The organism is Arthrobacter sp. M4, assembly GCF_020251205.1.
Taxonomy (GTDB): domain Bacteria; phylum Actinomycetota; class Actinomycetes; order Actinomycetales; family Micrococcaceae; genus Arthrobacter.
Window position 1 is genome coordinate 206651 of record NZ_JAIWYX010000005.1, and the last position, 22539, is coordinate 229189.

Below are 22539 nucleotides of genomic sequence, written 5' to 3' on the forward strand. Positions count from 1 at the left end.
TCGCGGAAAGTGGCTGGACGGAGGGTACAACCACCCTCCTCACCTCTTTTGTACCGCTACAGCAACCACTCCGGAAGGGCTCAGCGGGTGAGAGGAAGTCCGCCCAAACTTCCGCAGCGCTTACCCGGCAAGGAGGCGGCGTGCGGCGTCGGCTATGTGGCGGGAAGAAATTCCTGCCGCGTCCAGGAGTTCCGCGGGCTTACCGGACCCGGGCAGGCCTGATACTGCCAGGAGTGACGGGCGCAGCTCAGTGATTTGGCCGGCTAACGCCTCCAGCACGGCGGATCCGAGCCCGCCCTGCGGATAGTGGTCCTCGGCCACCACCACGCGGCCACCTGTTTCCCGGACGGATTGAACCAGGGTTTCCCGATCGATGGGCTTCACCGAGTACGCATCGATCACCCGGGCCGTGATCCCTTCCCCGGCGAGCTCGTCCGCCGCGGCGAGGCACTCGTAAAGGGTCACGCCGGCACCCACCAGTGTGACGTCGTCGTTCTTTCCGGCCCTGTGCACTTTGCTGCCGCCAATAGGGAATGTTTCCTCCGGCCCGTAAATGACGGGATACCCGCCGCGGGTGGCGCGGAGGTAGGTGATGCCGGGGGTGTCGGCCATGGCTTTCACCAAGTGCGCGGCCGATGGTGCGTCGGCCGGGTAAAGCACTGTGGAGGAGTGGATGGCGCGCATCGCGGCAAGGTCTTCGAGGGCCATCTGCGACGGACCGTCCTGGCCGATTTCGACGCCGGCGTGTGTTCCGACAAGGCGGATATCGGCTTCCGAAACACCGGCCATCCGGATGAAATCGTAAGCCCTTGATACCAGGAACGCGGCAAAGCTCGCGGCAAACGGAATGTAGCCCCTGACGGAAAGGCCCACTGCGGCGGCCACCATTTGCTGTTCGGCGATGTACATCTCGAAGTACCGCTCGGGCGCGGCGTCCTTGAATTCGGAGGCATGGGTTGAGTTGCCCACCTCGCCGTCGAGCACAACGACTTCGGGGCGGGCGGCGAGTGCGGCGACAGCAGCACCGAAGGCCGCCCGGGTTGCCACCTTGTCATCCGGTTCCCAGTTGGGCAAGTTCACGCGTGCGCCGGGATCGGGGACGATCGCGGGTTCCAGCGGTTCCGGTACCGACGTGGCGATTCTGATGCTGCTGGTGCCGCCAAGGGATTCGATAGCCCGATCGGCCATATCCTCTGGAAGGGCCTTGCCGTGCCAGCCGTCCTTATCTTCGACGTCGGGGGCTCCCTTGCCCTTGATGGTCTTGGCGAGGATCACCGTAGGACGGTCAGGATCAGTCACAGCATCGCTAAATGCCTCATCGATCGCGGCGAGGTTGTGGCCGTCGATGCGGATGGCGCGGGCGCCAAACGCTTCCACGCGCTGTGCGTAACGGTTCAGGTCCCATTCGAATTCGGTGGGGCCGTTTTGGCCCAGGCGGTTCACATCAACTATCGCCGTCAGGTTGCCGAGCTTGTAGAACCCAGCCTTGTCCAGCGCTTCCCACATGGAACCTTCGGCCAGTTCACTGTCCCCGCAGAGGACCCAAGTGTGATAGCTGAGCTTGTCGAGGTACTTGCCTGCCAAGCAAACCCCGACGGCGTCCGGCAGTCCCTGCCCAAGCGATCCCGTGGCAACATCCACCCAGGGGAGTTCCGGCGTCGGGTGGCCCTGCAGCCGGCTGCCATGCTGGCGGTAGCCGCTCAGCAACTCCTCCTCGCTGACGACCCCCACTGCCCTGTAAATCGAATAAAGAAGTGGCGACGCATGCCCCTTGGAGAAAATGAGGTGGTCGTTGTTCGGCGTGTCCGGCTCATCCCAGTTGTACTGGAGGTGCCTGCCGAGCAGGACCGCCATGAGGTCCGCGGCGGACAACGACGACGTCGGATGGCCTGACCCTGCCTTGGTGCTGCAGCGGATCGAATCGACCCTCAACTGCGCGGCAAGCGCGGCGAGCTGCTCGAGGTCGTAACGCTGGGCGGAATCGGTGATTGTGGACATGGATGACGCTCCTGTTCGGCGGGAGAATGGGTAGCACCCGCGGCTTGAGTGCGCGTTTAAACTCCGGTGTTCAGGCTATTCCGGGCAGCCGGGAGGGGCAAGGGCATTGACGGCCCTCCTTCAGGCCCGCGGCCGCACCCTGAGCCACACGAATTCGTGCGGCTCCAAGGCAAACCCCTGGTCCAGGCGCACCGGAGCGTCGACCAATAGGCTGTGCCCGCTCGCTTCAAAGCCGGACAGCGTTTCCGGACTGATAACCTGCCGGTTGTCGCTGAAATTGGCCAGTGCCAGAACAACCGAGCTGGTTCCGGGACGTTGGTAACCCAACACTCCCGGGTTGTTCGTACGAAAATCGATCAAGTGCGTCCCAGCCAGCTCCGGAGTCTGGGCGCGAACCTCGGCCATGCGGCGCAAGCCGGCGAACACGGCGCCCTCCGCCGTAGCAGGATCGTGCCTCTTCTCAAACTGCTCCGCCGGGAAGTGGGGCCGGTGCACCCAGCGGCTGTCGGCGTCGTGCCCTTCTTCCTGGGCGTAACCGTAATCGTTGAGCTGCCCCACCTCGTCCCCGAGGTACAGCAAGGGAATGCCGCCCGTGCTGAAGGCGACCGAGTGCGCCAGGAGGATGCGCTTTACCGCCTCCGGTGATCCGTCCTCCAATCCGCAGAGTGAAGCAGTTGTCCCGGAAATCCGGCAGTCGCCCGTGCGGGGGTTGTCCTGAAAAGGGACGCCGCGGGCGAAGCTGCCTGGGAAGCGGTTGACGTAGAAGGAGTTCAGGAAGCGGCGGTGATCGAAGCCGTTGATTCCAAACTCCGCGGCATCCTCGTCGGCGAAGGTCCAGCCGATGTCGTCATGGCTGCGGACGTAGTTGACCCAAGCCGTCTGGGCGGGGAGATTGTGCCGCCGTTCAAGGGCCTGCGCCAGCAGGGAGACGTCCCGGGTGGCCAGTGCCTCCCAGGTCAACGCCATTTGCAAAGGGTTATAGGAGAGTTGGCACTCTTCCGGATCGATATACATCGCCACTTCGTCCGGGTGGACTATGGCTTCTGATTTGAAAAGCAGTGACGGCGCCGCGATCCGGCAAACAGCGTTGAAGGCCTGCAGCAGCAGATGAGCTTCAGGAAGGCTCTCGCACGGTGTTCCCAACCTCTTCCAGATAAAGGCCACTGCGTCCATCCTGAGAATGTCCACGCCCTGGTTAGCGAGGAAAAGCATCTCACCGGCCATCGCCCGGAAAACCGCAGGATTGGAGTAATTCAGGTCCCACTGGAAAGTGTGGAAGGTTGCCCACACCCAACGACCGTCCGGCAACTGCACAAATGAACCAGGATGATCGTCCGGGAAGATCTCCCTGGCAGTTTGCTCGAATGCGTCCGGCATTGTCCGGTCAGGATAAATCCAGTAATAGTCGCTGAATTCCGGATCACCCTCGGCGGCCCGGAGGGCCCACTCATGCTCGTTCGAGGTGTGATTGAAAATGAAATCGACCACCAGGCTAATGCCGTTGGCTCGAAGTTCGCTTGCCACGGAGCGCAACTGCTCCATTGTGCCCAGCTTCGGATTCACTTGGCGATAGCTCGACACGGCGTACCCGCCGTCCGAATTCGGTTCGGGAGCCAGGAAAAGTGGCATCAGGTGCAAATAGCTGAGCCCAAGTTCCTTGAAATATGGAATTCTTGCCCGAAGACCCTCCAAATTCTCGGCATATCGGTCCACATAACAAACTCCGCCCAGCATGGTGTTGGACTGGAACCACGCCGAGTCGCCTTCCCGCTGCTGGTCGACGGCCTTCAGCGCCTCCGACCGCGTCGCCCAGGAGTGGCGGGCCTCTGCTACGAGGCTGGTAAGGTGGTCGAGCCAATCTGGCCGGGAACCGTACAAGGAATGGAAGAGCCTGGCTAGGCGCGGGAAGTGTGCATCGAAACGGCGCTCGAACGCGGCCGCATGCGGATCGCCGGCAGCGGGCCCGGCGTCATCCCGCAGCGCCTCCAGTACGTGCTGCCGTGCCGTTTGCTCCACTCCTGCAAAGTCGTCCATGCGTGTGCGCCTTCCTAGCTTTCGAATACCGCAGGCCCCTCTGATGGATCACAATACTGACCGCGCTTTATGCTTCACCAGAGCGGCCCCACCGGACTCGCAGAGCGGGAGGGCAGCCCCTTTCATCGCTGTCCCATCGCGCCTAGACTGATGGCTCCCGAGGCACTTCTAGGAGAGCGCCATGAGCACCATCCCTCCAGACCCAACCCGCGAACCCGGCCCGCTGGGCCCCGATCCAACTGCGGACCCACGCGAAGATCCAGGCGCCGTACCCGGGCCGCCGAAGGAAGTTCCACCGCTGGACAACCCGGAAGAGGACCCAAACCGCCCGGACATTCCGCCGGTTGAGGATCCCCGGCGGAACGACCCAACCGAGCCCCTGGCACCGCCGCCAGAGGAATAGGCGCCAGAGGAATAGGCGCCAGACCAATAGTGGTTGGAAAATAGTCGCCGGCATCAACTGCTCAGGAGGCCAGGCATGGCAGCGCAGACAGTGGCGGATTTCCTGCTTGAACGCCTCAGGGCTTGGGGTGTTGAGAAAGTATTTGGCTATCCAGGGGACGGAATCAACGGCATTTTGGTGGCATTTAGTATTGCCGACAACCAGCCCAGGTTTATTCAGGCACGCCACGAGGAAATGGCCGCTTTCGAAGCCGTCGGCTATGCGAAATTCACCGGAAAACCTGGCGTTTGTTTGGCGACATCCGGCCCGGGTGCCATTCATCTGCTGAACGGTTTGTACGACGCCAAGCTGGACCATGTCCCCGTGGTGGCGATCGTCGGACAGGCCGCGCGCAGCTCCCTCGGGGGTTCCTATCAGCAGGAGGTTGATCTCCCGGCGCTGTTCCAAAACGTCGCCTCAGAGTATTGCGCACTGGCGACGGTGCCGGAGCAGCTGCCCAACGTCGTCGACCGCGCTATCCGGATCGCAACAGCCAGACGCGCACCCACGGCGATTATCATCCCCTCCGACGTGCAGGAACTGGACTACGCTCCGCCGTCGCATGCCCACAAGATGGTGCCATCCAGCCTGGGCAACCAAGGCTTCCCACGCATCCAGCCAGATGAGGGCGCCATCACGGCTGCGGCCGGAATCCTGAACGAGGCCAAGAAACCCGCCATCCTGATTGGCCAAGGCGCCCGGGGCGCCGCAGCCGAGGTGGAGCAGGTGGCGCGCACTATTGGTGCGGGCGTGGCCAAGGCCCTGCTCGGCAAGGACGTCCTGTCCGACGAACTGCCCTTCGTCACTGGCTCCATTGGGCTCCTGGGAACCCGGCCGAGCTACGAGATGATGCGCGACTGTGACGCCCTTCTGACCGTCGGCTCCAACTTCCCCTACAGCGAATTTCTCCCGCGGCCCGGCCAGGCGCGCGGTATCCAGATCGACATCGACCCCACCCTGGCGGGCCTCCGCTACCCGAACGAGCTGAACATCGTCGCTGACGCCGCCCTGGCGCTTCGCGCGCTCCTGCCACAGCTCGAGCCCAGGGAAGACCGTTCCTGGCAGGACGGCCTCGCCCGAAAGGTCGAACGCTGGTGGGAGACAATGCGGGCCGAGGCATTGGTGGCAGCCAACCCCGTGAACCCGATGCTCTTGTTCAGCGAAGCGTCGGGACGGCTCCCGGACAACGCGATTGTTACCGCGGATTCCGGCTCATCCGCCCACTGGTACGCCCGTCACCTCACATTCCGTGGCGGCATCCGAGGCTCGCTTTCCGGCAGTCTGGCCACCATGGGGAACGCGATCCCGTACGGAATCGGAGCAAAATTCGGCCATCCGGATCGCCCGGTGATCGCCTTCGAAGGCGATGGTGCCATGCAGATGAATGGCCTCGCGGAACTGGCGACCATCGCCCGTTATTGGCGGGAGTGGGAAGACCCGCGCTTTGTGGTCGCCGTCCTGCACAACAACGACCTCAACCAAGTGACGTGGGAGCTGCGCTCCCTGGGCGGGTCGCCGTCGTTCAAGGAGTCCCAGGACCTGCCTGACGTCGACTACGCGGCTTTTGCCCGGACCCTCGGCCTGGGCGCCCTTTCAGTGGATGCCCCCGACGACGTCGGGCTGGCTTGGGAGGCGGCGCTCGCCGCCGATCGGCCAATGGTCCTGGACGTCCGTACCGACCCGGACATTCCACCGATCCCGCCGCACACTACCTTTGAACAAGCGCTCAACGCCGCCAAATCCCTGGCGAAGGGCGATGCGGCGGCCTGGGGAGTGGTCACCAAGGGCCTCAAGACGAAGGCGCAGGAGATGCTGCCCCACCGCAAGGCCGGCGACGAGGAAGGGCGCGCCTAAAAGCGCGGGGTTGGACTAGGCGTTGACTGTCTGCCGGGCGCGGTAGCCGTCGGCCGCGTAAACGCCAAGGACGCGGATGTCCGTTGTGAAGAACTCAAGTTCTTCCAGCGCGCGTCGGAGTCGCGGGTCCTCTGGGTGGCCTTCGACGTCGGCCATGAACATGGTGGCAGTGAACTCGTTGCCCACCATGTAGCTCTCCAGCCTGGTCATGTTCACTCCGTTTGTCGCGAAGCCGCCCAATGCCTTGTAGAGGGCTGAGGGGACGTTGCGGACGCGAAAAACGAAGCTGGTTATCGCCGGGCCCGGCAACTCTTGCTTGCTGGGGAGGGTGCGCTCCCGCGCCAGGACAACAAAGCGGGTGGTGTTGGTGGGGTCATCTTCGACGCCGGAGGCCAGGACCTTGAGTCCGTAGAGTCCCGCTGCGAGCGGCGGAGCGAGGGAGAGTTTGCGGGGGTCATTCCATTCCCGCACTTCCCGGGCCGAGCCGGCGGTGTCCCCGGCGATGACGGGCTTCAGGCCTGCCTCGCGGATGATTCGTCGGCATTGTCCCAGCGCATGGATGTGGCTATGGACTTCCGTGGCATCCTCGATGGTGCTCCCCGGAATGCCCAGGAGGTCGAAGTGGATAGGCAAGAAGTACTCACCAACAATTTGCAGCTTGGACTGGGGGAGCAGGACGTGAATGTCGGCCACACGCCCGGCGATGGAGTTTTCAATGGGGATCATGGCCAGATCAACGGCTCCGGTGGAGACCAGCTCAAAAGCATCCTCGAAGCTGGCGCATGGCACGCTCTCGAGTTCGGGGAACATTTCCCGGCATGCGAGGTCCGAGTTGGCTCCCGGCTCTCCTTGGTACGCAATCTTTTGGGCCATGATGCCCATCGTTTCACCCAGCCCGCCCAGCGGCCCAACTGAGTCGCATTAGGAAGATCTAGGAAGACGTTTTGGTCATGTCTGCTGCCGACGCTGGAGCTGGCGGCCGCAATCAGCTCCTCCACGGAGGAGTAGCGGACCACCAGACTCGCGGCACCGAAGACTTCGACAAAGCACACCGAAGTCATAGACTGTGAATGGTCGTCGGTGAAGCAGCCGCCGGGGGCAGCGCGCCCGAATTTGGGCCCCACTTGCGAGGCATACCTGCGATGACGAAAACTTCGAAGTCCCAAGGCCGCAGCGATTCACGATTCCGGGACGTACAGACTGGAGACAAGGTCCGGCTCCGCGGACTGAACTTCCGTGTGGTGGATATGGAACGCGAAAACAAGCTCGTTCACCTGCGTCTGCAAGGTGCGGACGGTGAGATTTCCACGTTGATTGGAGTCCCCAAGGCTCCATTGCCTGTTGGCCAGGGCCGCTCGGAGATCATGGGGGCAGTACCCGGGGAGTGACCGGGTGAGTGCCACCTCGACAGCCTCCGATAATCAGGTCATCAGTCCCTGGCTTTGCGCGGAGGCGGATTGCTTGAAGGCCTATCTTCCTGGTGCTTCTGGTGCTGGGCATATGGCAGCGCCCGACGTTGCGGCCTCAAGAGGGGCAGTCGGTGGGGACGGCGTTTGTGCATCAGCAAGCCTCGAAGGTGATAGGCACCGCGGTTGGTCCTGACGAGACGGATACGTCCGACGTCGTGCCGGCAGGTGCCGGGGCCGCGGCCCCGACAGGAGAGATGATCTGCATCGACTCGCTCCTGGAAAGCGGGAGGTGGCGCGCCCGAGGCTTGAGCGAACTGTCCTTCCACATTCAGGCTATTCCCGCCCGACGACGGCAGGCAAGGAAAATGCCGACCTCACCTTCAACTGCGTCTAGCTTGGCAGGGGACTGGGTACCTGTAGTTGAAAGCTGATTTTGCTCAGAAGCAATCCGCCGATACGAGGAGGACCACCATGGTGGACCGCATTGCTGAGATATGGGGAACACGGACGCCGTACGGCAAGGACGGGCAGTGGCCAGTGCGTGTGGACCGGAAGATGGCAGACGGAGTGGATGCGGACACTGTGGATCGCTGGTTCCAGTCTGCCTGCCTGCTTTGCAGCAACGGATGTGCTTGCGACATAGCCGTGAAGGACGGCGCGATGGTGGGGATCCGCGGCCGCGCCGATGATCGGGTGAACCACGGCCGGCTGGGGCCCAAGGGTTTGTTCGGAAGCTGGCAGGGAATGTCCCACCCGGACAGGCTCACCTCTCCGCTCATCCGACGGAACGGGAAACTTCAGGAATGCAGCTGGGACGAGGCCATGGAACGGGTGGTGGAACGCAGCCGCTCCCTGCTGACAGAGAAGGGCCCACTCAGCCATGGCTTCTACACCAGCGGCCAACTGTTCCTGGAGGAGTATTACGCTCTCGCCGTCATTGGGAAAGCGGGAGTCGGGACGCCCCACATGGATGGGAACACCCGGCTATGCACGGCCACCGCCGCATCGTCCTTGAAGGAGTCATTCGGGGCAGACGGACAGCCTGGCTCCTACCGGGATATCGACAGCTGTGAGGCGTTATTCCTTTTCGGCCACAACATGGCGGAGACGCAGACGGTTTTGTGGTCGCGCGTCCTGGATCGTTTGGCTGGACCGGACAGGCCTGCCCTTGTGTGCGTTGATCCGCGCGACACTGACGTAGCCCGACACGCCGATGTCCATTTGGCGATCAACCCGGGCACCAACCTGGCCCTCATGAATTCCCTGGTGCGGGAGCTCCTGCACAACGGATGGGTGGACGAGGACTATGTCCGGGCCCACACAGTGGGCCTGGAGGAACTGGCCTCCGTAGTGGAGCAGTGGACACCAGAGGCCGCGGGTTCCCTGTGCGGAGTGGACCCCGGGCTGATACGGGAAGCGGCGCGGATCTTTGGGACTACGGACCGGGTTTTGTCCACGGTCCTGCAGGGCTTTTATCAGTCTTCCCAGGCCACGGCCTCAGCCTGCCAGGTCAACAATTTGCACCTGCTTCGCGGAATGCTCGGCAACCCAGGGCGTGGATTACTGCAAATGAACGGGCAGCCCACCGCACAAAACAACCGGGAATGCGGTGCCGACGGCGACCTCCCGGGTTTCCGGAACTGGGCCAACCCGGAGCATGTTCAGCAGTTGGCCTCCCTGTGGAACGTCGACCCGTTGGTGATCCCGCACTGGGCCGATCCAACCCACGCGATGCAGATCTTCCGATACGCCGAGCAAGGCTCCGTCAAGTTCCTGTGGATTTCCGCCACAAACCCGGCGGTGTCGCTGCCGCAACTGTCCCGCATCCGAAACATCCTGGCCAAGCCGGAACTGTTTGTTGTGGTGCAGGACCTGTACCTCACCGAAACCGCGGAGGTGGCCGACGTCGTGCTTCCAGCGGCGGGCTGGGGTGAGAAGACGGGCACATTCACCAACGTCGATCGCACTGTCCACCTGTCCGACAAGGCGGTAGAGCCGCCGGGGGAGGCCCGTAGCGATTTGGACATTTTCCTGGACTACTCGCGCCGGATGGGGTTCACGACATTGGACGGATCACCCCTGCTGGATTGGAGCGGACCGGAGGATGCGTTCGAGGCGTGGAAGGAGTGCTCCCGCGGACGGCCGTGCGACTACACCGGGATCACGTACCAGCTTCTTCGCGGCGGCAGCGGCATTCAATGGCCCTGCACCGACTCCCCGCCCAGCGGCACTGAGCGGCTTTATAGTGACGGCACCTTCCCCACCGAACCGTCCTATTGCGAAAGCTACGGGCACGATTTGCTGACAGGAGCGAATGTTGGACCGGTGGCGTTCAAGGCCATGGCGCCCTCCGGCCGCGCCATCCTGAAGGCCGCCGATTATTCACCACCGCATGAAATGCCCGACGAGGAATACCCGCTCCGCTACACCACAGGCCGTACTGCCTACCAGTTTCACACCCGGACCAAAACCGGTCGATCACGTCAATTGCGCGCCGCTGCCCCCTCCGCGTGGGTGGAGATGAGCGTGAGTGACGCGGAGGCGGCAGGCCTTGCCGAGGGGGATATCGTCCGGGTGGTCTCCCGTAGGGGTGAGCTGCAGGTCCCGCTCCGTATCGGTGATGTGCGGGCCGGAACGGTTTTTGCGCCCTTCCACTACGGGTACTGGGACGCGGCGGCAGGGTTGGGCGCAGGTTCCACGGTGTCCGCTTCCTCAGCGCCCCACACCACCGCGGCGAACGAGCTGACAATCACCGAGTGGGATCCGGTATCCAAACAGCCGGTGTTCAAGAACGCGGCGGTTCGGATCGAGAAAATCTCCGACGGCGACCGCCCGGCTCCGGCGCCAACTACGACGGCGTCCCGGCCCGCCGTCGTCGATCATCAGGCAGTCCCGCCCGGGCGGGCAGTTCCGGGAGAGCGGGCTGTTCCGCCCACTTTGGGCGGGGCGGATGCGGAGGCTGAAGAATTCATTGGCGGGGAAGGAGAGCCGGCATGAACCTGTCCGTATACCTGGGGCTTCTGCACAAAGCCGAGCAGACGTTGGCCGACTCTTTCCGGCAGGTCGCAAAGGGGCATGGTGAGGAGCCTGACGTGCACTTCCTCTGCCAGACGCTGGCCAAACAGTGCGACGAACACCAGCGGGCACTCCAACCTTTGGTGGACCGTTACGGCGAAACACCGGAAGCGGAACCCGAGCGGCTGCATGCGGAGGGACTTAGTGAAACCCGTCAGGGTCCCGTTGGGCTTTTGCGGGACCTGCAGGACCTGTATCTGCTGGCGAGTTTGGTGGATATCACCTGGGGCATGGTCAAACAGGCGGGACAGGCCTTGCGGGATTCGGAGATGCTGGCGGTGGTGGACCAGTGTGACAAGCAGACAGCCGTCCAGCTCGCCTGGCTCCAATCACGCATGCGGCAGGCCGCACCCCAGGCCCTACTGGTGGCGGAGTAGATCGATTACCTGCTTAGGCGCGTGTGTCGTTTAGGCGCCTGTCTCGCGGTGGGGTTGCGCCACGGGCTTAGACTCCGCTGAACGGATCTCCCGAAGGAAGACCGAGGCGCCCACGATGACCGCGACGGCCAGGAATTCGCTTTGCCAGTTCTGGAAAGACTCGAACCAGAACTGGGATGTGCCTAAGTAATCCCACACCGTGGCGGCTGGCTGGCCGTGGGCCAATTGCTCTTCGCTGTACAGGCGCGCGCCACCCAGCGCGTGGGCAACGAAGGACCCCACGAAAAGGATAAAGAATAGGGCGGACAGGGAATGCTCGTAGATTTTCAGGGCCCAGCCTCCCCTGCGAACGGGCCAAGGCGTGTTTTGCCCTATTGATGCAGTGCGCGGGTCCTGGTCCTGCGGGGCCGGCTTGTCTACTGGTTTGGATTCCGAAGAGCCCTTTTGGAACAAATACGCAGTCAGCACCACGTACATGCCCATCTGCAGGAATTCCGATTCCCAGTTCTCAAAAGTTGCCTCAACAAACGCCCCCGTTGTGAGGAATTCCACGAGCGAAACGGCCGGCTGCCCATGGGCCTGCTGGTCTTCGCTGTAGGCGGCAGCTCCGGAGATCACCATTCCGCCGAAGAAGATCAGGAACAGGGCAATATTGGTCAACAACAGTCCGCGATCACGGATCCACGTCTTCATCGCACCTCCGCTTGTCCTATGGTCTCGATAGCCCTGGGCGATGTCGACATCACGCGTGATCCGCGGCGTGGTGCGGGTTGCTGGGCGCCGTGTCATATCCGGGCTATGGCTTCGTCAAGGCTGAGGATTGGCTGCCGATACTCACTCGAGAGGATGCCCAGCATATTCCGGGCTGATTCTGGGTCCTCGGAAGCGAGTGCCTCCCTTGCATAGGCCACGCGAATGTTGTGGGCAAAGGCGTCGGCGCCAGTCTGGGCCACACAGTTGTGGGCCGAAACCCCGGCGAGGATGGCGCCGTCGACCTTCCAATTCCGCAGCCGCAGCAAAAGGTCTGTGCCCAGAAAGGCGCTGTCCCTTGTTTTGACCAATTGGGAGAGGCCGTCCACGTGAAGCCCCGGAACAAAATCGGCTTGCCTGCTGCCCCGGAAGATGAAGCCTTGGTCATCATCCAGCATATTGAGCGTCCACGTAGACCGATCCCGTTCATGTTCAGTCTTGACGAGCACAACAGGAGCTCCCTTGTCCGACGCCGCAGAAATTAGCCCGTTACAGGCTTTGACCACGCTGGCCTGCCTTTTCCTTAGCCCGGGAGCCTCAAAGTAGGCATTCTGCATGTCAATGATCAGAACGGCCATCATGGCGCTTGCACGCTGGACGGGCGGGTCTCCGGCAAGTTCTTCAGCAGTGTGTCCTCCCCTGCCTTCTGGGGGTTAACGGGGTCCGGGCGGGGTTCCCCGCCCGGACGCCCGAACCTTGTTTCAACTGGGGGTGATTGCCTCCGTCTAGCTGTATCCGGTCAAATCCGGCTGCCGCGGGAGCGGCCGAAGACCCAGCCGAGGACGGCCAGAATCAGCAGGATGATGCCTACCCACAATAGGAAGTTCAATGCGGAATTGAATCCTCCGACCAGGAGCAGAACGATTGCGATAATGCCGACGATGGCCAGCAGTCCATTCATAGGTTTCCATCCTTTCAGGACGTCACACCTTTTGGGCCGGCGATATTTCGCCGGTGCCTCCCGCTGGGTGCGGCGGTCTTTCCGTATGGTCCGTCCCTCCCGTTCTAGGAACCCCAGTCTTGGACGGATCATTAGTAAGCATACTGATGAAATGCTGAAATGGCACCCCTTAGGTGAATTTTTGGCTAGTTGGGGTGTTGCGTGCCGTGAGGACAGGCCTCGGACCAGCTGCTAGGCGGTAGTCCCGTGGACGTACTTCTCGTAGTCTTCGTAGGTCTGGTCCATGTGCTCATCCATGGCCTTGCGGGCAGTTTCCGAATCGCCAGTCAGGATGGCCTCCAGGACTCGGCGGTGGAACGCAATCGCGTGCTCTTGAATCTCTGGAACAGCGGAGGTGGCACGACGGGCGACGTACAGCAGTTGGCCCAGTTGCGCGAACAACGCCCTGACGAACGGGTTCCCTGAGGCTTTGAGGATGGCGTCGTGGAAATCGATGTCCGCCGCGACGAATCCCTCGAGGTCTCCGGAGGAGTGGAAATGCTCCATGTCCTGCACGGCCTGCCGCATGCGCTCGACGTCCTCATCGGTGTGGCGCCTGGCCGCTAGTCCCGCCGCACCCGTTTCCACCATGCGGCGCATCTCGATAAGGCCTACGGCCACCTCGTCCGCGCCATTGCCGTGGGCAGCCGCACGGAGGATTGCGTCCAGTCCGGTCCAGTTGTCCGTGGGATTGACGAACGTGCCCCGACCAGCCTTCACATACAGGATGTTTTGCGCTCGAAGAGCCTTGAGGGCCTCACGCACTGTGAGCCTGCTGACGTCGTTCCGGGCCGCGAGTTCGAGCTCGGTGGGGATGGCGTCGTGGGGCTTGAGCCGCCCGGCAAGGATGTCGTCCAGCAGGGCATCGACGACGTCGTCGACGAGAGTCCTGCGGCCCATGGCGTGTCCCAACTTCCTGAATTTCCACTACCCGAGCGGCTCAGCGGCCAGGTTGGCACCGCCGTCGGTCTTTTGATTCTTTCAGAAGTTGCGCCGCGACTTCGACGCCGTCCGCAGATCGGGCGCCGGGATTACTGCGGGGGACGGTCGACGGCGGTGCGCTCCACCGCGGCAAGTGTCGCCTCGCCTGGTTCGGCTGGCGTCTGCGGCCACGAGTGGAATCATGTCAATTGTGTTTTGTCCATCACATTCCTGCCCACTTTCTGTGGGCCTTGGATAGACTCGACGGCGGCTGCCTCAGAGACGAAGTGGCTACACGATTCTCAATAATCAAAGAAAGCAATGACGCATGATCTTTGAATCACACTCTATGACCCTGAAAATCTGGGACCGCTCCACGATGAACCACACGCTGGATGCCGCAATTCATGACATTTCCACCAAGGCAAACGCCCCCAAGGACCAGGTCAAAGTAACCCGCAGCGGACCGAATGTGTTTACCCTCAGCCTCGCCGGCGAATTTGCCAGGGAAGCTGTACCGCAGGCTGGCTAGCCTGCGGCGAGCTGGCATAATCCGCCCAATAACTGAAACTGCAAAATGCCGCCGCAACATTCTTGCGGCGGTATTTTGCATTTACTGCCGCGTGTTTTCCGGCGTGTTTTCCGGGGCGCTCTGCGCGTAATACCCCTCGATATGCTCGGCAATAAGACGCGAAGCAAGTTCGGCGTGGCCATTCCCAATGGCTTTGAGAATTTCTTCGTGTTCGGTGCGGAGCCGGGCCAATGCAGACTCCCAACTTGGCAGTCTGGACATGACGTTCGCGGTGTAGACTTGGATGGCCTCGCGGAGCGAAGCCAGCATTGCACTTACCACCACGTTGTCAGCCGCTTTAGCCAGGGCAAGGTGGAAGCGGACATCAAGGTCAAGGAAGGCTCCCGTGTCCGCCGTGGCGCGCATTCCCTCCAGCAACTCTTCCGCCTCCGCCAGGCCAGGTGAATCCGGCTGAGCGTGTGCGGCGGCCCATGATTCCAGCAGAACTCGGGTCTGGACCACGTCCGCTACGGGGAGGTGTTGCGTTGCCATGTGAAGCCGGATCGCGGAGGCGAGGGCCGCCGTCGGTTCAGCGATGACTACCGTCCCGGCATCCGGGCCGGACCCGACTCCCGCACGAACGACGCCCATGGCTTCGAGGATCCGCACAGCCTCACGGACCGAGGTGCGGGACACGCCCAGCTGCTCCGCCAGGGCGCGCTCGGCCGGGAGCCTTCCTCCAAGGACCAATTTGCCGCTGGAGAGTTGGGCCTCCACCCATTCGAGGACCAGCTGATGTGCACGCATGGGGAAATAGTACCTTGCTGTGGTCTGACCACATGGATTAGAGTGTGGTCAGACCACACTTCCGCTAAGGCGGATCCACACCCATGCGTAGTCCACAGGAGCTGGAGAAAGCAATGACGCACACCGTTGAACCGAGCACTTTGGCGACTCCCGCCGTCGGACTTTCACCGCGGAAGCTGCCTCCGGCACTCCGGCGGCGCGTCCCCAGATACTCCGATCTTGCGCCGTTGATGCAGTTCAAGAAGCCCGAATTCAGCAAGGCTGCGCGGCTCAATCGGGCAAGCACCATCTGGGAACTTCGTGACATTGCCAAGCGGAGGACACCCAAGGCTCCATTCGACTACACGGACGGGGCGGCGGAATCGGAGCTCACGCTGCGTCGAGCCCGGGAAGCCTTCCAGGACATCGAATTCCGTCCGGGCATCCTTCGGGACGTCTCCAGCATCGACCTCAGCACCGAGATTTTGGGCCAGGAGTCGAGGCTGCCCGTGGGAATCGCGCCCACCGGCTTTACGCGGATGATGCAGTCGGAAGGGGAATACGCGGGCTCCCAGGCGGCTGAGGCTGCTGGCATCCCCTATACCTTGTCAACGATGGGCACGGCGTCCATCGAAGACGTTGCCGCGGCAGCGCCCGCAGGCCGCAACTGGTTCCAGCTGTACCTCTGGACTGACCGCGAGCGATCCCTCGAACTGATCGAGCGCGCAGCCAAGGCCGGCAACGATACGTTGATGGTGACTGTTGATACCGCGGTGGCGGGGGCACGCCTGCGCGACGTTCGCAATGGCTTGACTATCCCGCCGGCACTCACGCTGAAGACCGTGCTGGATGCCTCCTACCGGCCCGCATGGTGGATCAACTTCCTCACGCATGAGCCACTGACGTTTGCTTCCCTGTCCCGGTACTCAGGCACGGTGGCGGAACTGATCAACTCCATGTTCGATCCCACCCTGACCTTCGACGACCTGGACTGGCTGCGGGACACCTGGAAGGGGAACCTGGTGGTCAAGGGAATCCAGACGGTGGACGATGCCCGCAAGGTTGTAGACCATGGGGCGGACGGCATTGTGCTGTCCAACCATGGCGGACGCCAACTGGATCGCGCGCCGATCCCGCTCCACTTGCTGCCCGAGGTTTCCGCGGCGTTGAAGGCGGCCAACAGCAAAGCTGCAATCATGCTGGACACGGGCATCATGAGCGGTGCGGACATTGTTGCCGCGCTTGCCCTCGGTGCGGACTTCACCCTGATCGGCCGCGCCTACCTCTACGGCCTGATGGCCGGCGGCCGGGCTGGCGTGGACAGGGCCATCCAGATTCTGGAGAAGGACATGGCCCGCACCATGGCGCTGCTGGGGGTCAGCAGGATCTCGGAGCTGAATCCGGACCACGTGAGGCTACTGGGTCGGTAGCTGTGGGATCATGCGTCCATGAGCAGCGAAGACTTGGAAGTAAGCGCTCTGGCCATCAATGTCACCATCCCTGAGCCGCTCCGCTGGATGGATACCCGACGAGGCGAGGTCTTCAGGCTGACCACGCTCAACGTCCGGTTGCTTCCGGATGGTCACCTCGCGGCGAAGGCGTATGGCAAGCCTGTGGCGGGTGGTCGTGGAACGTACGTCTCGTTCCGCGTCCCCGACCGGCCCGAACTGGCTGAACTCATCGCCCAGGCTGCCACTCGGGCAGGCGGGATGTGGGCGGCGCATCGTGGCTTGGGCTGAGATTCTTGTTTCAGCTACGGTAGGCGGCTCGGGCGGAGGACACTAGGTGTCCCTGCCCGATCAGGGTCCAGGGGCACCGGGCTGAGCAGTACGGCACTTCCGCGGTGAAGCAGGCCGTCGGACAAGGCCTGGCATCGCATCCCGCCCCGTCCCCGCATGGCCGCGTGTGCTCCTGGCGCCAGCATCTGATCCATCCAGGCGCATGGATGTGCGGGTCGTCCGCCTTTGAGTCGAACTACCGATCCCTGCGATTCGATGGCGAACTCCTGTCCCAGCAATGGAGCCAGTTGGGCACCCCTGATGACAACGTTTCGCCTGGTCAGGAGGGGATTGAAGGGCTCGACACCGAGCTCCGCGGCCATGGCTTCGAGGGCTTCCACTGCAATCAGCGTGATGGCGGCGTCCATGTGGGCTGCCTTGCCGAAGAAGCGATCCCCGACGATCCCCTTGCCTGCCACAACCTCTACCTTCTCCGCGTCCGTGGTGGGCACATCGGCAGCGCCGTCCCGGGTCCGGCCAAAGTAGGCATGCGCCGGCGAGACCAGCAGATGCAGGATCTCCACGTCATACCTGAAGTTTGGCGTCATGTCTCCACGCTAAACCCATCGGGCACGGACCAGGCCCTGCAAGGCGGGCATCGGGAGAAAAATGCTTGACGGATCCTGCGAAGCCGGTCCATAGTTATCGTATACGATTTCGTACTCGATGAAGTGGAGGCGCTGTGACCGAGCAGTCGAACGCGGTGCAGTCGAACGCCGGGCAGTCGAACGCCGGGCAGTTGAACGCCGGGCAGTTGAACGCCGGGCCGGGCAAGACTTCCCAAGGCAACCCAGACCAACTCAGCCAGGAATGCCTGGACCGCGCGCGCAAAGTCATCGCAGTGCACATCAACTACCCCAGCCGGGCGGCACAGCGGGGAAGGACCCCGGAGCTGCCGTCGTATTTCCTCAAGCCGGCTTCGTCCCTGGCCCTCGGGTCCCAGGATGCGCCGGGCACCGTGGAACGTCCGGCAGGATGCGAATTGCTTGGCTACGAGGGCGAAGTCGCGTTGATCATCGGCAAGCCTGCCCGGCGCGTGAGCCTCGAAGATGCGTGGAGCCACGTCGAATGGATCACTGCCAGCAATGATCTGGGCGTCTACGACCTTCGCTATGCGGACAAGGGCTCCAACCTCCGTTCCAAGGGCGGCGACGGCTTCACTCCTGTGGGACCCGGACTTATCCGCGCGGACGCCGTCGACCCAGCCAAGCTGCGGATCCGCACCTGGCACAACGGCGTAGTGGTCCAGGACGACACCACCGAAGACCTGCTCTTCCCGTTCCCCCAGCTCGTCGCCGACCTCTCGCAACTGCTCACGCTCGAGGATGGCGACATCATCCTGACCGGCACCCCGGCCGGTGCGTCCGTCGCCAACCCAGGTGACGTCGTCGAGGTTGAAGTCAGCGCCGGCGCCGTCAGCACCGGCCGCTTGGTCACCAAAGTGACGGAAGGTTCGACGCCGTTCGCCGACTTTGGTGCCCGGCCGAAGGTTGACGACACGCAGCGGGAAGAGGCCTGGGGCTCGCGTGAGGCGGCTGGCCTGCCTGCTACCAAGACCCCTGGGCTTGCGCCGGAACTGAAGAAGAAGCTCGAAAGCGTCGCCACGGCCACTCTTTCTTCGCAGATGCGCAAGCGCGGCCTGAACAATGTGAGCATCGACGGCCTGGAGGCTACCCGTCCGGATCGCCGCGTTGTCGGGTTGGCCAGGACGCTGCGTTATGTGCCCAACCGCGAAGACCTGTTCAAGACGCACGGCGGCGGATTCAATGCCCAGAAGCGCGCCATCGATTCCGTGAACGAGGGCGAGATCCTGGTGATGGAGGCGCGCGGGGAGAAAGGCACCGGCACTGTCGGTGACATCCTGGCCCTGCGCGCCCAGGTTCGCGGCGCCGCGGCCATCATCACCGACGGCGGGGTCCGCGATTTCACGGCTGTCGCGAACCTCGACTTGCCCACGTACTACGCCAACCCGCACCCCGCCGTGCTGGGCCGCCGGCATATCCCGTGGGACACAGACATCACTATTGCCTGCGGCGGCACCACAGTGCAGCCGGGGGACATCATTGTGGCCGACGCCGACGGCATCCTGGTGATCCCACCGATCATCGCCGAGGAACTGGTGGATGAATGCATCCAGCAGGAAAAGGAAGAGGCGTTCATCTTCGAGATGGTCCAGCAGGGCAACAGCGTTGACGGCCTGTACCCCATGAATGCCACGTGGCGGGCCCGGTATCAGGAGTGGGAAGCAACCCGGAAGGAGACCGAAGGTGACTGAAACCGCCGTCGAGATTAAGGCCGGCAGCAAATCCGAGCAGGCCTACGCGGCCGTTAAAGCGCGAATTGTGGAGGGGACCTACACTCCCGGCTACCGGCTGGTGCTCGCGAAAATCGCTGAGGACCTGGGCTTCAGCGTGGTGCCGGTGCGTGAAGCGATTCGGCGGCTCGAAGCCGAGGGCTTGGTGAAATTCGAACGGAACGTCGGTGCCACCGTGTCCGGGATCGACCCCACCGAGTACCTCTACACCATGCAGACGTTGAGCATCGTGGAGGGCGCGGCCACCGCCCTGTCGGCCCCGCTGATCGGTGGTGCCGACATCGCGCGGGCACGTGCCGTGAACCAGGAGATGCGTGAGTGCTTGGAGCACTTCGACCCCGTCCGGTTTACGCAGCTGAACCAGGACTTCCACAGCGTCTTGTTCGAGCACTGCCCCAATCCGCACATCCTGGACCTCGTGCATCGTGGCTGGAACCGGCTCGCCTCGCTGCGGTCTTCTACGTTCCGTTTTGTTCCCGGCCGTGCCAAAGAGTCCGTTGAAGAACACGAAGCACTGTTGCAGCTCATCGAGAACAACGCTGACGCTGACGAGATCGAGAAAGCGGCCCGGCGCCACCGCAGCGCCACCCTTGATGCCTATCTGGCCCAAACCAAGCACTAAAGCCAGACCAACTACCAATTACAAGTTAGGACTTCAGCGATGACGACCTCAGTAGAAACCACCAAGCACTACGTTCCTGAAAATCTGCCCACGCATATCCAGCACTTCATCGATGGCAAATTCGTTGACTCGATCAGCGGGAAGACTTTTGATGTCCTCGACCCGGTGTCCAACCAGAATTACGCCACGGCTGCAGCCGCGCAGACAGAAGACGTCGACCTAGCTGTCGCGGCGGCCAAGCGTGCTTTCAAGGAAGGCCCGTGGTCAAAGATGCTGCCGCGCGAACGCTCGCGCGTGCTGCACAAGATCGCCGATATCGTCGAGTCCCGCGATGACGAACTCGCCCTTCTCGAGAGCTTCGACTCCGGCCTCCCCATCACCCAGGCCAAGGGGCAGGCCCGCCGCGCTGCCGAGAACTTCCGCTTCTTTGCCGACCTCATCGTTTCCCAAGAGGACAACGCGTTCAAGGTGCCCGGCCGCCAGCTCAACTACGTGAATCGCAAGCCGATCGGCGTCGCCGCCCTCATCACGCCGTGGAACGTCCCCTTTATGCAGGAGTCGTGGAAGCTGGCCCCGGCAATAGCGACAGGCAACACCGTCGTCATGAAGCCGGCCAGCTACACCCCGCTCTCCGCTGTGCTCTGGCCTGAAATCTTCCGCGAGGCAGGCTTGCCTGACGGTGTTTTCAATCTGATCTTCGGGTCCGGCAGCGTTGCGGGCGACTACCTCGTCAAGCACCCCGACGTTCCGATCATCTCATTCACCGGTGACAGCTCCACCGGTGCCACCATCTCGACCGCAGCGGCCCCGCAGTTCAAAAGCCTCTCGCTCGAACTCGGCGGTAAGAGCCCAGCCGTTGTCTTCGCCGACGCCGACATCGAGGCCGCCCTCGACGCCACGGTCTTTGGCGTGTTCAGCCTGAACGGTGAGCGTTGCACTGCCGGCAGCCGTGTCCTGGTGCACCGCGACATCTACGACGACTTCGTGACGCGCTTCGCCGAGCGCGCGAAGAACATCGTGGTTGGCATTCCGAGCGACCCCGGCACTGAGGTCGGCTCCCTCGTGCACCCGAACCACTTCGACAAGGTCATGAGTTACATCGAAATCGGCAAGACTGAGGGTCGCCTCCTTGCCGGCGGCGGCCGCGCCGAGGGCTTCCCCACGGGCAACTACATTGCACCCACAGTCTTCGCTGACGTTGCACCCGACGCACGGATCTTCCAGGAGGAGATCTTCGGACCCGTTGTCGCGATCACCTCCTTCGACACCGACGAAGAAGCACTCGAGCTCGCGAACAACACGAAATACGGCCTTGCCGCATACGTATGGACCACCAACCTAAAGCGCGCGCACAACTTTGCACACGCCATTGAGTCCGGCATGGTGTGGCTCAACTCCAACAACGTCCGCGACCTGCGCACGCCGTTCGGCGGCGTTAAGGCCTCCGGCCTGGGGCGCGAAGGCGGCTACCGGTCGGTCGACTTCTACACCACTCAGCAATCGGTGCAGATCACCCTCAACGAGGCCCACTCGCCTAAGTTCGGCAACGTCAAGGATGCAGCCGAAACCAGCGACAGCTAAATCTTCCCCAAACCCTTTCAACGAAGAGAGAAACCCCATGAACGCCCAAGCCTCATCCAACAACGTCATTCCCAAGCCTTCCGTGCCGGCTCCGGACATTGTCCGCTGCGCCTACCTTGAACTCGTGGTCACGGACCTGGCCAAGTCCCGCGCGTTCTACGTGGACCTGCTGGGCCTGCATGTGACCGAAGAGGACGAGAACACTATTTACCTGCGCTCCTTCGAGGAGTTCATCCACCACAACCTGGTACTCCGCAAGGGTCCCGTTGCCGCGGCCGCCGCGTTCGCCTACCGCGTCCGCACCCCAGAGGACGTGGATGCTGCAGAGGCGTACTACAAGGAACTCGGCTGCCGGGTGGAACGCCGCAAGGAAGGCTTCACCAAGGGCGTGGGCGACTCCGTGCGCGTCGAGGACCCGCTGGGGTTCCCGTACGAGTTCTTCTACGAGGTGGAGCACGTTGAGCGCCTCACCCAGCGCTACGATCTGTACTCCGCCGGGGAACTGGTCCGCCTTGACCACTTCAACCAGGTCACCCCGGACGTCCCGCGCGGCCGCAAGTACCTGGAGGACCTGGGCTTCCGCGTCTCCGAGGACATCAAGGACTCCGATGGCGTCACCTACGCAGCCTGGATGCACCGCAAGCAGACTGTGCACGACACTGCACTCACCGGTGGCAACGGACCCCGCCTCCACCACATCGCGTTCTCCACGCATGAGAAGCACAACATCATCCAGATCTGCGACAAGATGGGTGCCCTGCGCATCTCCGACCGGATCGAGCGCGGCCCCGGCCGGCACGGCGTGTCCAACGCCTTCTACCTCTACATCCTGGACCCGGACGGGCACCGCATCGAGATCTACACCCAGGACTACTACACCGGCGACCCGGACAACCCGACCGTCACGTGGGACGTGCACGACAACCAGCGCCGTGACTGGTGGGGCAACCCCGTGGTCCCGTCCTGGTACACGGAAGCCTCACTAGTCCTGGATCTGGACGGCAACCCGCAACCGGTGATCGAGCGCACGGAATCGTCCGAAATGGCCGTCACCGTGGGCGCGGACGGTTTCAGCTACACGCGCAAGCCAGAAGACAGCGGTGAGGCTGCCGCCGTCGAGGGTTTCAAGCTCGGCGCCCAGGTCTAA

At 62.8% G+C, this 22539-nt stretch carries 21 protein-coding genes; 12 read left to right on the forward strand and 9 right to left on the reverse strand.

Going from position 1 to position 22539, the window contains the following annotated elements:
• Positions 1 to 120: 120 nt before the first annotated feature.
• Both LD110_RS11020 and LD110_RS11025 read right to left on the reverse strand, forming a co-directional pair.
• Positions 121 to 1998: a transketolase gene (locus LD110_RS11020; RefSeq protein WP_225498844.1), complete on the reverse strand. Its 1878-nt coding sequence runs from the start codon at positions 1996 to 1998 to the stop codon at positions 121 to 123.
• Positions 1999 to 2118: 120 nt separating this feature from the next.
• A complete protein-coding gene (locus tag LD110_RS11025; protein ID WP_225498845.1) occupies positions 2119 to 4032 on the reverse strand; it encodes an alpha-amylase family protein in 1914 nt (637 codons plus the stop codon).
• A gap of 181 nt (positions 4033 to 4213) precedes the next feature.
• On the opposite strand from LD110_RS11025, the gene LD110_RS11030 reads away from it, so the two are divergent.
• Entirely contained in the window at positions 4214 to 4435 is a 222-nt protein-coding gene (locus LD110_RS11030) for a hypothetical protein (protein ID WP_225498846.1), read from the forward strand.
• A 75-nt stretch (positions 4436 to 4510) separates the two neighbouring features.
• Positions 4511 to 6328, forward strand: a complete 1818-nt coding sequence (locus LD110_RS11035; RefSeq protein ID WP_225498847.1) for a thiamine pyrophosphate-requiring protein — start codon at positions 4511 to 4513, stop codon at positions 6326 to 6328.
• A gap of 15 nt (positions 6329 to 6343) precedes the next feature.
• Here LD110_RS11035 and LD110_RS11040 read toward each other — a convergent pair whose 3' ends face one another.
• The gene (locus tag LD110_RS11040) at positions 6344 to 7201 is read right to left on the reverse strand and encodes a prephenate dehydratase (protein ID WP_225498848.1); all 858 of its coding nucleotides are present in this window, start codon (positions 7199 to 7201) and stop codon (positions 6344 to 6346) included.
• 269 nt (positions 7202 to 7470) lie between these two features.
• Between LD110_RS11040 and LD110_RS11045 the strand changes: the two genes are divergently transcribed.
• From LD110_RS11045 to LD110_RS11055, 3 genes are all read left to right on the forward strand, one after another.
• Positions 7471 to 7716, forward strand: a complete 246-nt coding sequence (locus LD110_RS11045; protein WP_225498849.1) for a hypothetical protein — start codon at positions 7471 to 7473, stop codon at positions 7714 to 7716.
• Positions 7717 to 8208: 492 nt separating this feature from the next.
• Positions 8209 to 10734, forward strand: coding sequence for a molybdopterin oxidoreductase family protein (locus LD110_RS11050; RefSeq protein ID WP_225498850.1), 2526 nt, complete (start codon positions 8209 to 8211; stop codon positions 10732 to 10734).
• Positions 10731 to 11189, forward strand: coding sequence for a hypothetical protein (locus tag LD110_RS11055; RefSeq protein WP_225498851.1), 459 nt, complete (start codon positions 10731 to 10733; stop codon positions 11187 to 11189). Before LD110_RS11050 ends, LD110_RS11055 begins: the two co-directional genes overlap by 4 nt.
• Positions 11190 to 11219: 30 nt before the next feature.
• Here the strand turns inward: LD110_RS11055 and LD110_RS11060 are convergent, their stop codons facing one another.
• From LD110_RS11060 to LD110_RS11075, 4 genes are all read right to left on the reverse strand, one after another.
• On the reverse strand, positions 11220 to 11978 hold the full coding sequence (locus tag LD110_RS11060; protein WP_374200329.1) for a DUF6766 family protein: 759 nt from the start codon (positions 11976 to 11978) through the stop codon (positions 11220 to 11222).
• Positions 11975 to 12520, reverse strand: a complete 546-nt coding sequence (locus tag LD110_RS11065) for a cysteine hydrolase family protein (RefSeq protein ID WP_225498852.1) — start codon at positions 12518 to 12520, stop codon at positions 11975 to 11977. The genes LD110_RS11060 and LD110_RS11065 overlap by 4 nt, the downstream gene beginning before the upstream one ends.
• Positions 12521 to 12678: 158 nt before the next feature.
• Complete coding sequence (locus tag LD110_RS11070; protein ID WP_225498853.1) at positions 12679 to 12840, reverse strand: hypothetical protein; 162 nt, start codon at positions 12838 to 12840, stop codon at positions 12679 to 12681.
• A gap of 231 nt (positions 12841 to 13071) precedes the next feature.
• Positions 13072 to 13779, reverse strand: a complete 708-nt coding sequence (locus tag LD110_RS11075; protein ID WP_225498854.1) for a FadR/GntR family transcriptional regulator — start codon at positions 13777 to 13779, stop codon at positions 13072 to 13074.
• 349 nt (positions 13780 to 14128) lie between these two features.
• Between LD110_RS11075 and LD110_RS11080 the strand changes: the two genes are divergently transcribed.
• Positions 14129 to 14332 carry a hypothetical protein gene (locus LD110_RS11080; protein WP_225498855.1) on the forward strand — a complete coding sequence of 68 codons (204 nt, stop codon included), beginning with the start codon at positions 14129 to 14131 and terminating at the stop codon, positions 14330 to 14332.
• A gap of 81 nt (positions 14333 to 14413) precedes the next feature.
• Here the strand turns inward: LD110_RS11080 and LD110_RS11085 are convergent, their stop codons facing one another.
• Complete coding sequence (locus tag LD110_RS11085; RefSeq protein ID WP_225498856.1) at positions 14414 to 15118, reverse strand: FadR/GntR family transcriptional regulator; 705 nt, start codon at positions 15116 to 15118, stop codon at positions 14414 to 14416.
• A 113-nt stretch (positions 15119 to 15231) separates the two neighbouring features.
• On the opposite strand from LD110_RS11085, the gene LD110_RS11090 reads away from it, so the two are divergent.
• Both LD110_RS11090 and LD110_RS11095 read left to right on the forward strand, forming a co-directional pair.
• Positions 15232 to 16527: an alpha-hydroxy acid oxidase gene (locus tag LD110_RS11090; protein WP_308012428.1), complete on the forward strand. Its 1296-nt coding sequence runs from the start codon at positions 15232 to 15234 to the stop codon at positions 16525 to 16527.
• A gap of 18 nt (positions 16528 to 16545) precedes the next feature.
• A complete protein-coding gene (locus LD110_RS11095) occupies positions 16546 to 16836 on the forward strand; it encodes a hypothetical protein (RefSeq protein ID WP_225498857.1) in 291 nt (96 codons plus the stop codon).
• Positions 16837 to 16850: 14 nt separating this feature from the next.
• Here LD110_RS11095 and LD110_RS11100 read toward each other — a convergent pair whose 3' ends face one another.
• Positions 16851 to 17423 (reverse strand): MOSC domain-containing protein, encoded by a 573-nt coding sequence (locus tag LD110_RS11100; protein ID WP_225498858.1) that lies wholly within the window; start codon positions 17421 to 17423, stop codon positions 16851 to 16853.
• Between the two features lie 206 nt (positions 17424 to 17629).
• Between LD110_RS11100 and LD110_RS11105 the strand changes: the two genes are divergently transcribed.
• Genes LD110_RS11105 through hpaD form a run of 4 tightly spaced genes read left to right on the forward strand, consistent with a single transcriptional unit; the run spans position 17630 to position 22539 of the window.
• A complete protein-coding gene (locus LD110_RS11105; protein ID WP_225499000.1) occupies positions 17630 to 19150 on the forward strand; it encodes a fumarylacetoacetate hydrolase family protein in 1521 nt (506 codons plus the stop codon).
• Entirely contained in the window at positions 19143 to 19811 is a 669-nt protein-coding gene (locus LD110_RS11110) for a GntR family transcriptional regulator (RefSeq protein ID WP_225498859.1), read from the forward strand. The genes LD110_RS11105 and LD110_RS11110 overlap by 8 nt, the downstream gene beginning before the upstream one ends.
• Before the next feature lie 39 nt (positions 19812 to 19850).
• Positions 19851 to 21392 carry a 5-carboxymethyl-2-hydroxymuconate semialdehyde dehydrogenase gene (gene hpaE / locus LD110_RS11115; RefSeq protein ID WP_225498860.1) on the forward strand — a complete coding sequence of 514 codons (1542 nt, stop codon included), beginning with the start codon at positions 19851 to 19853 and terminating at the stop codon, positions 21390 to 21392.
• A 37-nt stretch (positions 21393 to 21429) separates the two neighbouring features.
• Positions 21430 to 22539, forward strand: coding sequence for a 3,4-dihydroxyphenylacetate 2,3-dioxygenase (hpaD, locus tag LD110_RS11120; RefSeq protein ID WP_225498861.1), 1110 nt, complete (start codon positions 21430 to 21432; stop codon positions 22537 to 22539).